This window comes from Deinococcus cellulosilyticus NBRC 106333 = KACC 11606 (genome assembly GCF_007990775.1).
GTDB classification, from domain to species: domain Bacteria; phylum Deinococcota; class Deinococci; order Deinococcales; family Deinococcaceae; genus Deinococcus_C; species Deinococcus_C cellulosilyticus.
Genome location: NZ_BJXB01000013.1, coordinates 62,014 through 77,017, shown reverse-complemented (window position 1 = coordinate 77,017; position 15,004 = coordinate 62,014). Strand labels below are relative to the sequence as shown.

The window sequence follows — 15,004 nt, the reverse complement described above, 5'->3', positions numbered from 1 at the left end:
GTGCGTTTTGGAATGCTGATCTACCCGGGCGTCAGTGAGTACGAACTGGGGGTCTTCACCAGTGTGCTCAGTTACGCCAGACAGGCCCGCACAGACATCGAAATCTGCACCCTGGCCCGCACCAGAGGTTCCATTCAGACCAGTGGAGGTCTGGTGCTCACCCCGCACTATGCCTTTCCCTCTGCCCCGGATTTCACCGTGCTCATGGTGCCCGCAGGCAACCAGACGCAGAAACATGCCCGTGACCCCCTCACCCGGCAGTACCTGCAGAACCACCCCACCCATTACGCTGCTGTGGGCTCAGGGATCATTTTTCTGGGAGAGGCAGGCCTTCTTCGCAACAAGCAGGTGTCCACCTCCACAGAACTGGAATCCCTGGTCTGGGCCTATGAACCGCTCGATGTGCAAACCGAATCCTTCATGACCCTGGACGGCAACTATTTCGCCGAAAGCCAGGGACAGGTGCTCTCACTGGCCTTCTCGGTGGTGGAAGACCACTTTGATGCAGGCATTTACTCGCTGGTGCGTTCCCGATTCAGTGCAGGCTGAGCTGCACCATCAGGCGTTCCAGTGTGCTCACAGCATCCACCCCGCGCTTCATGGCGAAATCTGCTTCCAGAATGCGTTCCAGATGCAGCCGGATGCGGTTTTCATTGAGTTTTCGGGCCACTTCCAGGGCCTTCTTGGTGGGGAAGGGTTTGGTGCCCAGCCTTTGTGCTGCATCATTTTCGTGAATGCCAGGGTTCTCCTGACGCAGGGCCACACATTTTGCCACCAGGCTGTACTGCCAGACCACCGCACCGAGCAGCTTGAAGGGATCTTCCCCTGAGGCCATGAGGCGGTCCAGTTGGGCCAGAGCTTCTCTGGTGTTCCCCGCTGTGGCGGCCCCAAGCATCTGAAATGAATCCCCCGGAGGGGTCAGATTTACGGTCTTGCGGACCAGATCCACATCCACCTTGCCATCGGCAATCAGGGTCAATTTGTAGAGCTCACTCTCAATGCTGGCCAGATCCGACTGAAACACCTCTGCAAGCCACAAAGCAGCTTCTTTGTCCAGTTGCAGTTTGTGGATCTTGGACCGCGCCATCACCCAGCCAGCAATGTCCCCGGTCTTGGTGGGGGAGGGAAGGGCAAAATGCTGCCCCAGCTTCTCATACGACTTGATGCGGGTGGCAGGCGCTGCAGGATCGATGATCGCCACCACAGCGTCAGACTTCCCGCACACCTCAATCACGTCTTTGGGGTTCTTGATCCCCTCAAAATCCAGAATCACGCCACTGGCTCCAAAAAGGCTGCTCTGCAGGTGAGGAAGCACCGCTTCCACACTGATCTCCTCGACCGAAAGTCGGGTCACATCCCGGTGGTTCAGGCCATGTTTCTGCACTTCGCGCCTGAGGGCATCTTCGATCAAAAAACGGTGGCCGGAGAAAGCGAGGATCATGATGGTAAGAGTTTACAGCGATCAACGATCAGCCGTCAGCTGTCAGCCAAAAGATGATTGGATGCTTGATTTCCCTGAAGCTGAAAGCCTGCGCAGAACCTGAGTTTTGAGATTTGGTGCTTTTTGAAAACCTTGTGTGTGTAACTGAATCATTGAAAGCACTCACGAATTGGAACATCCAATGCTGTCGTGCTGAACAGAAAAACCACATGTTTTGACAGGGCTGAGGGCTGAGGGCTGACAGCTGATGGCTCAAAACCCCTCTTGGTAGTAAGATGGTTCACGGACTGGCGCATGTGCGCCTGATGGCTCGATGCAGACCCTTCCCATGTTCGGGGACCGTAAGGCTCTGAAGGTTCGAGACCATCACATAGGAGGATTTGTGAAACAGATCTACGATTACACCCGCGATCACATGCAGAAAGCGCTGGAAGCGCTGGAAAGCAACCTGTCTGTGCTGCGCACTGGCCGTGCAAATCCCGGGATGCTCAAGAAAATCACCATTGAGTATTACGGCACCACCATGCCCCTTGACCAGGTGGCCGGAGTCACCACCCCCGATGCCCGCACCTTGCTGATCACCCCCTGGGACCGTGGCGCCCTGAACCTGATCGAGAAAGCCATCCGGGACTCCGATCTGGGCCTCAACCCCAACAACAAAGGGGACGCCATTTTCATCCAGGTGCCCACCCTCACGGAAGAGCGCCGCAAGGACCTCGTGAAAAATGCCAAGGCCTACGCCGAAGAAGGCCGCGTCTCTGTGCGCAACATCCGCAAGAAGGCCCTGGAAGAAATCAAGAAGCTTGAGAAGACCACCGGCGAAGACGAGATCAAGCGCGCCCAGGAAGAAGTGCAGAAGATCACCGACGAGTTCATCAAAAGGGTTGATGAAGTCCTTGCCAAGAAAGAACACGACATTCTCAACTGAGGTGTTGTCGAGATGGAAGGTTGCCCACAGCGACCTTCCTTCTGCTATAACGAGGCATTCATGACTGAAAACGCCAAGCCCACCCCCAGCAAACCTCCAGAAAGCATGCAGTCCAGGGTGTTCTCCGGTCTGGCCGCGTTTTTTCTGATTCTGCTGGTGCTTTATCTGGGCACCTGGGCCCTGTTTCCAGTTCTGATCGCTGCAGCCCTGATTGCCATGCATGAGTTTGCCAGCATGCTGCGCAAAAGGGACGTGGATGTGCGCTACAAGACCCTGATGGTCTCGTCCATCCTGATCATCCTGGCGAGCAGCACCCGCCTTCCCGAAGTGCCCTGGATTGGCGGAAGCTGGCGTGAAGTGGCCTTAACCGCAAGCATCCTGACCATCATCATCATGGAGGTGGTGGAGCCTGGAGAACGCCCCCTGGAGCGCATTGTGTACAGCCTCTTTGGTCTGCTGTACATCCCCTGGCTTCTGGGGTATTTCCTGCTCCTCCGGGAAACCCCAAACATGCAAGATGGTTTCGGTTATCTGGTGATGCCCCTGATTGCCTCCTTTGCCACCGACACCGGAGGCCTGTTCTTCGGACGGCTCTTTGGGCGCAGGAAACTGGCACCGGACATTTCCCCCGGAAAAACCGTGGAAGGGGCCATCGGAGGCATCGCGTTCAGCTTTGTGATGGTTTTCGGGTTCGGACGGATTTTTGACACCTTCCTCTTTGGACTGAACGTCTGGGATGCCCTGCTCTTTTCCCTGCTGATTTCGAGTGCCGCACAACTCGGGGACCTCGCAGAGAGCCTCCTCAAACGCGCCCTGAACGTCAAAGACTCTGGAAACTTCCTGCCAGGTCACGGGGGCCTGCTGGACCGCTTGGACAGTTTGCTGTTCTCGGTGCCGGTGGCTTATCTGTTTGTGACGATGGTGGTGACGAAGTAAAGCCGAGGGCCAAAAGCAAAGGGCCGACGGCAAACTGCCCAGCGTTTGCTTTTGCTGGAGTACAGAATTTTGTGCTCTTGCGGTTTGTTCTGACGGATTTGCCTCTGGCTTGACACATTGGCTGGCCTTGACTCACGATGCTCTCGGCCCTCGGCAAACCCTCTCACACGCGCAGCACACCTGAGTGTGTCACGCTAAAGGCAGTGTGGCTATGCATACCCTCAGCATCCTAGGTTCAACAGGGTCCATCGGCACGCAGTCGCTGGAGGTGGCCCGCAGGCGCGGTTACCGCATTCTGGCGCTTGCAGCAGGTCGGAACCTTTCCCTTCTTCAAGAACAGGTTCGGGAGTTTCGTCCCGAACTGGTCAGTGTGGATTCCAGTGTCTATCAGGAGGCAAAAGACCTCCTGCCTGAAACGCGTGTGGTCACCGATCCTGGCGAGGTGGCCGCTTTCCCCGCAGAGATTGTGGTGGGGGCCATTCCGGGACTTGCAGGGCTTGCCCCGACCCGGATTGCACTGGAGCGTGGTGCTGCGGTTGCCCTCGCCAACAAGGAGAGCATGGTGGTGGCTGGTCCCCTGATGTGGGACCTGGTGGGCCAGTCTGGTGGCCGAATCTCGCCGGTGGACAGTGAGCACAGTGCCCTGTACCAGTGCCTCGCCGGAGAGCAACTTTCCGAAGTGCGCGAACTGGTCATCACGGCCTCTGGAGGGCCTTTCAGAACAGGTCCGGAAGACCTCTCAGAAGTGACGCCGGAAATGGCCCTCAAGCACCCCACCTGGGCGATGGGGGCCAAGGTGACCATCGACAGTTCCACCCTGATGAACAAGGGGCTGGAGGTCCTGGAAGCCCATTACCTGTATGGCCTTCCGCTGGAGCAGGTGGGGGTGGTGGTGCATCCACAGAGCATCATCCATGCGCTGGTGCGTTTTCAGGATGGGAACCTCAAAGCCCACCTGGGACCACCCAACATGCAGCTTCCCATCCAGTACGGAATTGATGGTGCTCCGCATGGGATGCGTTTCGCCGGGGATGTGCATGCTGCGCCCCGTCATCCGGCTCCTTTCACAGACTTCCCTCTGGCCCGCACGCTGGAGATCTTTGAGCCGGACCGGGACCGCTTCCCCTGCCTGGATCTGGCTTATGCAGCAGGGCGCATGGGCAAGGTGGCCCCGGTGGTGCTGAATGCTGCAGATGAAATCGCAGTGGAGGCCTTCTTGCAGAAGAAAATCCGTTACACCGACATCGCCAGGGTGATCGAGCAGGTCCTGCAGGAATGCCCGGACCAGAAGCTCGGCTGGGATGCCATCTTTGAAGTGGATGCGTGGGCACGGACCCGCACCCGGGAGTTGTTATGGGACTGATCATCTGGTTGATTGTCATTCAGATCGCCGTGATCCTGCACGAGGGGGCGCACTACCTGGTGGCCCGCATGCAGGGCGCGAAGGTCTCGGCCTTCTCGGTGGGCATGGGGCCCATCATTGCGAAGTTCAAAGCTGCGGGCACCGAGTGGAGGCTGTCTGCACTGCCCATCGGTGGGTATGTGCTCATCGATGACCTCGGGCCGGAATCCCTGGAAGGCCAGAGCAAGTCGCGCCTGACCCCCTGGGGCAAGATTGCGGTGCTCTTTGCAGGTCCCCTCTCCAACTGGCTGCTGGCGATTTTGCTGATGGCAGGGATCTTCAGTTCTCAGGGGGTGCCCCAGACCGATTACAGCAAGGCTGAAATCCACAGGGTGCTGCCCGGTTCTGCCGCCGAGAAAGACGGCATCAAAGAAGGGGACCTGCTGGTCGCCATTGATGGCAAACCCCTCCCTGAACAGGAAACCGTGGATGGGGAACCCCGCATGGGGTACATGAAACTGCAGGACGCCATCCGCAGCAAGGAGCCCAACACCCTGACTTTTCAGCGGGGCAATACCACCTATGACGTGAAGCTCTCCTTCGAATGGAAGGCCGGGGCACGCTACGGGGTTGAGTATTCCCCCAAACAGAACGTCAAACCTGTGCCCAATTATTTCGCTGCCCTCGGAGAGGCCTGGAACCAGTCCATCAAGATTGTTCCTCAGGCCCTGCAGAGCTTTGCAAAAGGCATCACCCAGACCTTCACTGCCCCCCTGTCCCCGAGCAGTGAGGTAGCAGGTCCTGTGGCAAGTGCCCAGGCCGCAGGAGCCCTGGCCAGAGAGGGTGGCCTGTGGGGTGTGCTGACCTTCGCCACCCTGGTGAACATGAGCCTTGCCATCTTCAACCTGATTCCCATTCCCGGACTCGATGGTGGGCGCATTCTGCTGGTCGTCATCCAGCTTCTGATGCGTCGTCCGCTGCAGCCTGCCCATGAGGCCATGATCAACTTCACAGGTTTTGTGTTCCTGATGGTCTTCATGATGCTGGTCTTCCTGGGAGACATCATCCGGGTGATTCCCTGAAGTCTGGAAATGCTGTGTTACAATCACTCCATAAGCGCCTGAAAAAGCCTTCCTGCACCCTGGCGATGGTGCTCTCAATCGCCTGTGAGCCCTGGAAATCATGCCTGAACTGACTGTTGTGATCCCTGCCTACAACGAAGAAGACACCATCCGGGAAGTGGTTGGTGTTGCCCGAACCTACGCCCCGGTGATCGTGGTCTGCGATGGCTGCTCGGACCACACCGCAGAACGTGCCCGACAGGCAGGTGCCACCGTCATCGAACTGAACCCCAACCAGGGCAAGAGCCAGGCTTTTTATGAAGGGGTCAAGGCCGCCACCACAGACGTGATCCTCAGTCTGGATGCCGATCTGGTGGGCCTCACCACCGAACACCTTAAGACCCTTGCAGATCCCGTGCTGCAGGGTCAATATGACATGACCATCGGGGTGTTTCAGGGCGGAGGGGTCCTGACCGACTTCGGCAACCGGGCCACCCCCTACCTGAGTGGGCAGCGTGCATTTCGCCGGAACTGGATGCTCTCTGTTCCGCGCCTCACCGAGGAGCGCTGGCCTGAGCCCGCCATCACCGAGCACCTGAAAACCTCGGGCATCCGCTGGGAGTATGTGTCACTGCCGAAAGTGCGTCAGGTCATGAAAGAACAGAAGCGGGGCCTCCTGGAAGGGGTCAAGCACCGCATGAAGATGTACAAGTCCATTCTGGACTTCCAGACCAAGAAGAAATAAGGACAGATTGCCCTGCTGGGCCTGGATTGAGCGTTTGAGGTTGCCGAGGCCAGATCCTCCGTCCCCCTTAAGGGACGGGGGATCGTTTCAGCTGGAAGCCATCCCAGACGCCTCATAAGCCCTTTCTTCCTTAAGAGGGGACAGTTCCGAGTGACGTGAGGAACTGGGGATCTTATTCGTCCATCCCCAGTTCCGTCCCGCGCTTGGTGGCTGCAATTACGGCTTCGATGGCAGCGGCACGGAAGGTGTAGCGCTCGATCTGTTCCAGACCCGCAATGGTGGTTCCGCCTGGGCTGGCCACTTCATCTTTGAGGATCGCCGGGTGGGCTTTCTGCAGCAGGAGCTCTCCGGTGGTGATCAGCAGTTTGGCGGCCAGTTCGTTGGCCTGTGAGCGAGGAAGACCGACCCTCACCCCACCATCTGCCAGAGCCTCAGCAAAAACGGCAGCATAAGCTGGACCAGAGCCCACCATGCCCGTGAAGGCATTGAAGAGGTTCTCAGGAATGTCGTAGACGCTGCCCACACTGCTGAACAGCTCATGCCCGAAGGCCAGATCGCCGTACTCACTGGCTTCCTTTGTTCCGGTGACCGCACTCTGGGACTTGCCGATGGTGGCCCCAAGGTTGGGCATCACCCGGACGACCCGTTTGGTGCCAAGCCTGCGGGCCAGCACGGTGGTGCTGATCCCGGCCATGGTGGAGATGTAACCCACGCTGGGTCGGGCCAGGTCATCGGACAGTTGCAGGAAGTGACGGGGCTGCAGGGCCAGCAGCACACGCTCGGCCTGTCCCAGTTCGCTCATCTTCATGGGCCGGACGCCGTACTTCTCGACCCATTTGTCCACAATGCTGGGGTTGTGGTCGATGATGCCGATTTCAGAGGTCTTCAGCAGTCCCTTGGAGATGACGCCCTCCATGACGGCCCCGCCCATTTTGCCCACACCTACAATCACCAATTTCATAGATGGAAGTGTAGCACCGGAGGGGGGAGACGCGGGTTTTGGCTGTCTATTTCGGGGTTGTGGGGAAGGAGCCGAGGGCCAAGAGCCCAGGGCCGAGGGCACAAGACAGCAAAAGCTGATGCCTCTGGGCATTGCTGCAAAAGCAGGAGGTCTTGATTTGCAGTGTCACCAAAGCAATGTTGCTTGACAGAAGATTTGAAATGTAAACACGAGGCTCTCGGCTTCCTTCCCTTGATTTCCCCAATCGCCCGCCCATAGTATGGAGGGCATGTCGAAGACCCGAGTTGCCTTCCAGGGGGTTCCTGGCGCGTACAGTGAGATTGCTGCCCTCAACAGCACCGAAGGTGAGATCGAAGCCGTAGGGTATTCTTCTTTCAATGAAGTGTTGAATGCCGTGATGACCGGAGACTGTGATCTGGCGGCCCTGCCTGTGGAAAACTCTCTGGCGGGCACCGTGATTCCCGCAGCCGATGAACTGGCCCAGAGCGACCTTCATGCCATCAAGGAAGTGATGGTGCGGGTGCACCACCAGTTGCTGGTGCTTCCCGGGGTCAAACTGGAAGACGTTGAACGGGTGTACAGCCACCCCCAGGCCCTGGCCCAGTGTGATGGGTACTTCAAGAAGCATGGTCTGAAGCCTGTGGCGGCCTACGACACTGCAGGAAGCGCCAAGGACCTTGCGGCTTCAGGTGACCGCCATGCGGCCAGTGTGGCCTCTCGCAGGGCGGCAGAGCTGTATGGCCTGGAGATCCTGGCTGAGAATATCGAGGACGAGGACTTCAACACCACCCGTTTCCTGGTGATGTCCAAGAACCGCAATGAAATTGAGGCGGGCAAACCTTACAAGACCAGCATCATTTTTGCAGTGCGCCACCAGCCTGGAAGCCTGCTGGACTGCCTCGCCGTTTTCCGGGACCATGGGGTGAACCTGTGCCGCATCGAGAGCCGCCCAAGGCGCGACAAGCCCTGGTCCTACCTGATGTACGTGGATTTCGAGGGGCACACCCTGGACAGTGAAGTGCAGGCCGCCCTGGCCCAGATGATGCACAGTGCCAGTTTCCTGAAAATTCTGGGGTCCTACCCTTCAGCCACAGTGACCCTCTAAAGGCAGTGGCTTTGTAGAGGTTGAAAGTCAGAGGGGAAAGCGAAAGTGCTTTCCCTTTGTTGTTATTGTTGAGCCGTGTCGGTAGAGGTCGTCTGGGCAGGTTCAATTCTGGGGGGAGGGGGTGTTTCCACCCGTTCCAGGGTCTTGTTGCCTGCAGAGTCGATGGCAGAGACGGTGGTGTCCTGGGGGGGAACCTCGGCGTAAAAGGGCACCTCTGCACCTGCGGTGACCCCGATGGAGACGCCGCCCACCAGCACATCCTGCACCTTCACGTTGTCCTTGACCACACCCTCAATGCGCATGGTGTTGAGGTCCCGGTCCACCCGTTTGATGGTGATCTGCGGGGCCTTCTGGTCCACCCGGATGGGGAGTTCGAGGCGGGTTTTGTTGTTGCTGCTGTCAGACACCTGAATCACGTAAGAAGACACAGAGGTTTTGCCATCGGTCTGAAAGCTGAAAGGCACGATGCGTTTGCCTTTTTTGCTGGCGTACCCTTTGACGGTGAACAGTTCGGTGTCATTGATTTTGATGGACTGCACCCCGGCCTCATCAAAAGCGTACCCTTTCACCAGGGCCTTCCCGGCTCTGGTGATGGCCCCCGAGGAGGGTTCCTGCAAGATGATCTGTGGAGTGATGCCGTCACTGTTGCGGGTGCAACCTGTGAGGACCAGCAGCAGAAGAAAGGCAGATCGACGCATTGGCACGAGTATACCAGAGCTCACTTCTGGGACAGGTGTGTGTACATGAGTTCCCCTGCCCCTTCAAGGTGTTCGCGCATGGCCTGTTCGGCTGCAGTGCCATTGCCCTGCAAGATGGCTTCCACAATGCGGTGGTGCTCGGCAGTGCCATCGTGCAACCGGTTGGGGAGCAGGCTTGAAGCGGCAATCACCTTCTGGATCTGTCCCCTGAGGGTTTCAGCAGTGCGAATCAAACGCTGGTGGCCACTGCCCTCCCAGATGGCCTGATGCATGTCCAGATCGGTCTGGCTGTACAGGGAGATGTCCTCCTGGTGTTCGGCCTGGGCCATGCGGTCCATGATCTTCTGGAGTTTTTTCAGGGTGGGTTTGTGCTGTTTCTGGGCGGCCAGTCGGGCACCCAGCCCTTCCACCACGGCGCGCAACTGATAGATTTCCCGCACGTCTTCGGCTTCCAGGCGCGGAATGAAGTACCCCCGTCTGGGAATGGCTTCCACCAGACCTTCATGGTGGAGGGCGGCCAGGGCTTCCTTGATGGGGGTGGCAGACACCTGGTATTGCTCTGCCAGGGCCTGAACCACCAGTTTGCTTCCAGGGGCAATCTGGTTGTCCAGAATGGCTTTGCGCAGCAGCAGGTAGGTTTCATGGTTGATGTTGTTGCGCTTCAGAAAACCAGCAGGCATACCGAGATTCTACGCATTTCTGCGCAGCCACACAAGATTTTGGATTTAAAATCAGCAGAAAGCAGCTCCCGGAGGAGCTGCGAGAGAACATGTTTCTTATGGGGCAGGAGGTGGGCAGAACCCCATGTGCTCATCGTGCGACACATAGTAAGCGTGGATGTCGTAGTGGGGTACAGGATAACCATCATGGCCCTGGGGCAGGAACTCAATGTCCACGTGATTGATTTTCAGGAACCACTTGGGTGTTTTCAGCACGTCCACCCAGGATTTGCCTGCAATGAAGTCCGCATGGGAGGGCATGATTTCCACAAAGACCAGAGACCCATCCAGAACTCCATAAATGGGGCCGAGGGGCAGGTCCTGGGGCCTGGCCCAGTGCTCACCCATGCCCGGAACACACTCAGAGATCTTGATGGTGCCTTCAGGGAGGCCCAGGCGCATGGCGGTTTCTGCCATCTCGGCCATCTGTTCCTCGGTGGGGGCAGCAGGAGCAGGCATGGGGTGTCCTTCCATACTGTCCTGGGCGAATGCCTGTGTTGCAAACAGAAGTGCTGCAGTCAGTAAGAACTTCTTCATGTTCCTCCTCAGCAGGAAAAACACCCGGGCACCTGACAACAGAGCAAGCCTCTGCTTCAGATGGACATTCGGGTTTCTCCTTATTCTCTATCGTAACCGAAGACACAGTGCTTGTGAAGAAATGGTGAGGATGTGTGTCTGCCACGTCCAGAGGGGTTCCCTTGGGAATCTTCTCATGGACGTTAAATTGGTCATCTTTCTTCCAGAAGCAGACCCCTCAAACCCTCAGACTGGGCATCATGGAAGACATTGCCACCTGGATGTGGGTTCTGGGTGCGATTGTGACCATCATCATCATGGCTGCCATCGTGTCCCGCACCCGTCCGCCCAAAAGACCCGATCCACCGAACCAGTCCCAGTCGCAAGACAGGTGACTCAAGGACAGAAAGCAAAAAAGAAGCCCTGAGAGTACCTCAGGGCTTCTGGTTCTGTTGGTGGAGGCGAAGGGATTCGAACCCTTGACCCCCTGCTTGCAAGGCAGGTGCTCTCCCTCTGAGCTACGCCCCCAATCAGCGAAGAGAATAGTAGCAAATAAACGGCGTTCTGTAAAGCCCTGCAAAAGGGGCAGAAGGCAGAAAGCAGCGATCCAGTGCGAAGCAGGCCGTCCTGCAAGCACGTTTTTAGGTCAAGACAGGGCCAGGGGCCGAGAGCAAAAAGCAGAAGCCAAAAAGGCTTTGTGACATGCTTTGAGATCAGGAGGACGTTTTCTCGCAACCACCATACAAATATAAAGATCTGATGATTTCTGGAATGCGAAAGGATTCAAAATCTTTTGCCCTCGGCTCTCGGCATCTCTCCCCTTCAGCCTCACTTCAGCCAAACCCCATCCCAGTCAACAATCCCGTGGGATATCTGACGGAAATGTTCGGAAACTGTAAGCGCTTTTCTGGCGTTTGTACGTGCTATACGCAAAGTCTGCAATTGGTGTTAGACTGATGTTCGCATGAGTAAGTCCGTTCACACCCCAGACTGGGTCAAAGACGCTGTCTTCTATCAAATCTATCCTGACCGCTTCGCGAAATCCTCTCGCGTCCAAAAAGCCAACAACCTGCAGCCCTGGGGTGACACCCCCCATCCCCACAAGTACCAGGGAGGAGACCTCCTCGGCGTGGTTGAGCACCTCGACCATCTGGTGGACCTTGGCGTGACCGCCATCTACTTCTGCCCGATTTTCCAGTCGGCGAGCAACCACCGCTACCACACCCACGACTACTACCAGGTGGACCCCATGCTGGGTGGCAACGAAGCCCTGAAAGAACTCCTTGACGAAGCCCACAAACGTGGCATCAAGGTGGTTCTGGACGGGGTGTTCAACCACTCCAGCCGTGGATTCTTCCAGTTCAATGACATCCTGGAAAACGGCCCGAGCAGCGCATACGTGGACTGGTTCCACATTCATGGCTGGCCCCTCGACCCTTACGGCAGCGGTCCTGCCAACTATGAGGCCTGGTGGGGCATGAAAGCGCTCCCGAAATTCAACACCAACACCCAGGCGGTGCGTGAATTCCTGTGGGATGTGGCAGAGTACTGGGTCAAATTCGGCATCGACGGCTGGCGTCTGGACGTTCCAAACGAAATCGACGATGATGCTTTCTGGCGGGAGTTCCGCCGCCGGGTGAAAAACGTCAACCCTGAAGCCTACATTGTTGGTGAAATCTGGGGCGACGCCACCCGCTGGCTGCAAGGCGACCAGTTCGACGCAGTGATGAACTACCTCTTCACCCGTCCAGCCATCGGTTTCTTTGGTTCCCGCAGCCTCGATTACGAGCAGGTCCGTGGCACAGGTTATGAGCACATCGACACCATGGACGCCCAGGCCTTCGCTGGCCACATGCAGCACATCCTCACCATGTACCCGAAAGAGGTGGTGCTGGCACAGCTGAACCTGCTGGGCTCCCACGACACCCCCAGGTACCGCACCGTGACCGGCGGAGATGAAACCGCCTACCAGATGGCTGTCCTCTTCCAGATGACCTACCCTGGTGCCCCCTGCATCTACTACGGAGATGAAGTGGGCCTCTCTGGCGGCAAGGACCCCCTGTGCCGTGGCGCTTTCCCCTGGGACAAACCCGAAACCTGGAACCGCAAGGCACTGGACTACACCAAGAAAGTGGTCAAGGCCCGCCTGAGCCATGCTGTGCTGCGCAGGGGAGATTTCAAGGTTCTGTACGCCCAGGGCGATGTGCTGGTTTACGAGCGCACCCTAGAAGGTGAACGTGCTGTGGTGGTCATCAACGCCAGCACCCGCGAACAGCAGGTGCCCCTGGACCTCAGTGGCGAATATCTCGAAGTGATCGGAGACAACCGCGTCAGGCTGAACGGTCAGATCACCATGCCTGCCCGCACCGGGTATTTGCTGGTCTGAGACCATAAAATCAAAAAACCCTCCAGATCTGGAGGGTTCTCTGTAGGGGTGGGCCGCTGGCTCACCCCCTCGTTTTGAAAGTCACCGCACCTGCGTCCCTGAAGGCATGTCCAGAGAGGTGCCCAGCAAATCCAGTTCGCCTTTGTCGTTCTCTGCAGCCAGGATCATGCCCTGGGAGACAATCCCGCGCAGCTTGGCGGGTTTCAGGTTGGCGACCAGCACCACCTTGCGGCCAATGAGTTGCTCGGGAGAGAACCACTTGCGGATGCCAGAGACCACCGTGCGGGTCTCATTGCCGAGTTTCACGGTCAGTTTCAGCAGTTTGTCGGCCTTCTCGATGGTTTCGGCATGGATGACTTCCACGATGCGGAGGTCCACCTTTGCAAAGTCATCAATGCTGATTTCAGGCAGGGTTTCGAATTTCTCCTCGACCACTTCCTGCACCTGAGGGGTTTCCACTTTCGGGGCCTCCTGAGCGGCCTGCTGTTCTTTCTCTTTCAGGCGCTGTTCCAGTTTGGGGAAGAGCACCTCACCCCCGACCAGTTTGGTGCCTGCAGGATACAGGCCCCATGCCCCTTCCAGTTTGTACTGGGCATCGGGCAGGCCGATCTGGGCACGCAGGGCCTTCATCTTCTCGGGCATGACGGGTTCCAGCAGGACACTGGCGACCCGCAGACCCTCAATGATGGTGTACAGCACAGCGTCCAGACGGTCGTTCTGCTGTTCGCGTTGCAGCACCCAGGGCTTCTGCTCTGCAATGTAGCGGTTCAGGTCCTGCACAAATTCCATGCTGGCTTCCAGGGCCTTCTGGATCTTCAGTTCACGGACCAGGGCCAGCACCTCAGCAGGGAGGGCCGTGGCACGGGCGGCAATGCCTTTTTCGCGCTCGGTGAGGGCAGAGGGGTTCACATGGGGCACCACACCACTCCGGTACTTCTCGACCATCCCGATGGAACGGGACAGCAGGTTGCCGAGGTCATTGGCGAGGTCACTGTTCATGCGGGACTCGATGATGTCGTTGGAGATGATGCCATCCACCCCAAAAGAAATCTCGCGCAGAAGGGCATAGCGCAGGGTTTCCTTGCCAAATTTGTCTGCGGCCTCCAGAGGGTCCACGCCGTTGCCCAGCGATTTGCTCATCTTGCGGCCATCGGCACCCAGCAGGTAACCAGACACATTCAGACGCTGGTAGATGGGCACGCCCATGCTCCTGAGCATGGTGGGCCAGAAGACGGCGTGAGGCTTCAGAATGTCCTTGCCGATCACATGCCAGGCCACAGGCCAGAACTTCTGGTAACGTTCACCCTCAGAGTAACCCAGGGCAGACATGTAATTGATCAGGGCATCGAACCACACGTAGGTCACGTGGTCGGTGTCCCAGGGCAGCTCAATGCCCCAGGGAACGCGGGATTTGGGTCTGGAGATGGAAAGGTCCCCGATGGGCTCGCGCAGCATGCCCAGCACCTCATTGCGGTACCCGGCAGGCTGAATGAAATCCGGGTTCTGCTCGATGTGGCTGATCAGCCACTCCCGGTATTTGTCCATGCGGAAGAAGTAATTGGCTTCACGGCGCAGCTCAGGTGGACCTGCATCTTCGGGGAGCTTCCCATCCACGAGTTCCTTCTCGGTGACGAAACGCTCCTGGCCCACAGAGTACAGACCTTCGTATTCAGCGTAGTAGATGTCACCAGCGTCATAAACGGACTGCAGGATCTGCTGAACGACTTTCTTGTGGCGGGCCTCGGTGGTGCGGATGAAATCATCCGGGTGGGCTCCCAGCACCGTCCAGGCTTCCCGGAACTTCATGGAAACCATGTCGGTGAAGGTTTGGGGATCAAGCCCTTTGGCCGCAGCAGCTTTGGAGACCTTCTCACCGTGCTCGTCGGTCCCGGTGAGGAAGTAGGTGTCCCATCCGGCAAGCCTGTGGTAACGGGCCAGGGTGTCGGCCACGGTGGTGGCGTAAGCGTGGCCCATGTGCGGCTCGCCATTCACATAGTAAATGGGCGTCGTGACGTAGAATCTGTCCATTGTTTCTCCTTACACAAAAAAAAGCGGGCGCACAAGCGCCCCCAAGCCCACGAAACGGATGTTTACGGGATCAGGGGAGGGTGTTGTGGCATTCGCCATGAGATCATGATGGTGATTATACCCGCTGGGGGTGTGTGG

At 57.7% G+C, this 15,004-nt stretch carries 15 protein-coding genes and 1 tRNA gene; 9 read left to right on the top strand and 7 right to left on the bottom strand.

Going from position 1 to position 15,004, the window contains the following annotated elements; all coding sequences use genetic code 11:
• Positions 1-549 carry a DJ-1/PfpI family protein gene (locus DC3_RS14870; protein WP_146885621.1) on the top strand — a complete coding sequence of 183 codons (549 nt, stop codon included), beginning with the start codon at positions 1-3 and terminating at the stop codon, positions 547-549.
• Here the strand turns inward: DC3_RS14870 and holA are convergent.
• Positions 536-1,441 carry a DNA polymerase III subunit delta gene (gene holA / locus DC3_RS14865; RefSeq protein WP_307724742.1) on the bottom strand — a complete coding sequence of 302 codons (906 nt, stop codon included), beginning with the start codon at positions 1,439-1,441 and terminating at the stop codon, positions 536-538. The two genes, DC3_RS14870 and holA, sit on opposite strands and share 14 nt — an antisense overlap.
• A gap of 415 nt (positions 1,442-1,856) precedes the next feature.
• Between holA and frr the strand changes: the two genes are divergently transcribed.
• From frr to DC3_RS14840, 5 genes are all read left to right on the top strand, one after another.
• Positions 1,857-2,369 (top strand): ribosome recycling factor, encoded by a 513-nt coding sequence (gene frr / locus DC3_RS14860; RefSeq protein WP_307724744.1) that lies wholly within the window; start codon positions 1,857-1,859, stop codon positions 2,367-2,369.
• A gap of 60 nt (positions 2,370-2,429) precedes the next feature.
• A complete protein-coding gene (locus tag DC3_RS14855) occupies positions 2,430-3,305 on the top strand; it encodes a phosphatidate cytidylyltransferase (protein ID WP_146885617.1) in 876 nt (291 codons plus the stop codon).
• 211 nt (positions 3,306-3,516) lie between these two features.
• Complete coding sequence (gene dxr, locus DC3_RS14850; RefSeq protein ID WP_146885615.1) at positions 3,517-4,668, top strand: 1-deoxy-D-xylulose-5-phosphate reductoisomerase; 1,152 nt, start codon at positions 3,517-3,519, stop codon at positions 4,666-4,668.
• Positions 4,659-5,729, top strand: coding sequence for a M50 family metallopeptidase (locus tag DC3_RS14845; RefSeq protein WP_146885613.1), 1,071 nt, complete (start codon positions 4,659-4,661; stop codon positions 5,727-5,729). Before dxr ends, DC3_RS14845 begins: the two co-directional genes overlap by 10 nt.
• Positions 5,730-5,829: 100 nt before the next feature.
• Entirely contained in the window at positions 5,830-6,453 is a 624-nt protein-coding gene (locus DC3_RS14840; protein ID WP_146885611.1) for a glycosyltransferase family 2 protein, read from the top strand.
• A 172-nt stretch (positions 6,454-6,625) separates the two neighbouring features.
• On the opposite strand, the gene proC is transcribed toward DC3_RS14840, so the two are convergent.
• Positions 6,626-7,414: a pyrroline-5-carboxylate reductase gene (gene proC, locus DC3_RS14835; RefSeq protein ID WP_146885609.1), complete on the bottom strand. Its 789-nt coding sequence runs from the start codon at positions 7,412-7,414 to the stop codon at positions 6,626-6,628.
• A gap of 268 nt (positions 7,415-7,682) precedes the next feature.
• Between proC and pheA the strand changes: the two genes are divergently transcribed.
• Positions 7,683-8,519 (top strand): prephenate dehydratase, encoded by an 837-nt coding sequence (gene pheA, locus DC3_RS14830; RefSeq protein ID WP_146885607.1) that lies wholly within the window; start codon positions 7,683-7,685, stop codon positions 8,517-8,519.
• A gap of 62 nt (positions 8,520-8,581) precedes the next feature.
• Here pheA and DC3_RS14825 read toward each other — a convergent pair whose 3' ends face one another.
• From DC3_RS14825 to DC3_RS14815, 3 genes are all read right to left on the bottom strand, one after another.
• Positions 8,582-9,217, bottom strand: coding sequence for a hypothetical protein (locus tag DC3_RS14825; protein WP_146885606.1), 636 nt, complete (start codon positions 9,215-9,217; stop codon positions 8,582-8,584).
• Between the two features lie 20 nt (positions 9,218-9,237).
• Positions 9,238-9,897: a GntR family transcriptional regulator gene (locus DC3_RS14820; RefSeq protein ID WP_146885604.1), complete on the bottom strand. Its 660-nt coding sequence runs from the start codon at positions 9,895-9,897 to the stop codon at positions 9,238-9,240.
• Between the two features lie 96 nt (positions 9,898-9,993).
• Positions 9,994-10,473 (bottom strand): hypothetical protein, encoded by a 480-nt coding sequence (locus DC3_RS14815; protein ID WP_222594773.1) that lies wholly within the window; start codon positions 10,471-10,473, stop codon positions 9,994-9,996.
• 239 nt (positions 10,474-10,712) lie between these two features.
• Between DC3_RS14815 and DC3_RS29985 the strand changes: the two genes are divergently transcribed.
• Entirely contained in the window at positions 10,713-10,847 is a 135-nt protein-coding gene (locus DC3_RS29985; RefSeq protein WP_281292536.1) for a hypothetical protein, read from the top strand.
• Positions 10,848-10,905: 58 nt separating this feature from the next.
• Here the strand turns inward: DC3_RS29985 and DC3_RS14810 are convergent.
• Positions 10,906-10,980, bottom strand: a tRNA-Ala gene (locus tag DC3_RS14810).
• A gap of 436 nt (positions 10,981-11,416) precedes the next feature.
• Between DC3_RS14810 and DC3_RS14805 the strand changes: the two genes are divergently transcribed.
• The gene (locus tag DC3_RS14805) at positions 11,417-12,838 is read left to right on the top strand and encodes a glycoside hydrolase family 13 protein (protein WP_146885602.1); all 1,422 of its coding nucleotides are present in this window, start codon (positions 11,417-11,419) and stop codon (positions 12,836-12,838) included.
• An 81-nt stretch (positions 12,839-12,919) separates the two neighbouring features.
• Here the strand turns inward: DC3_RS14805 and metG are convergent, their stop codons facing one another.
• Positions 12,920-14,866, bottom strand: a complete 1,947-nt coding sequence (gene metG, locus DC3_RS14800; protein ID WP_146885600.1) for a methionine--tRNA ligase — start codon at positions 14,864-14,866, stop codon at positions 12,920-12,922.
• Positions 14,867-15,004 lie beyond the last annotated feature (138 nt).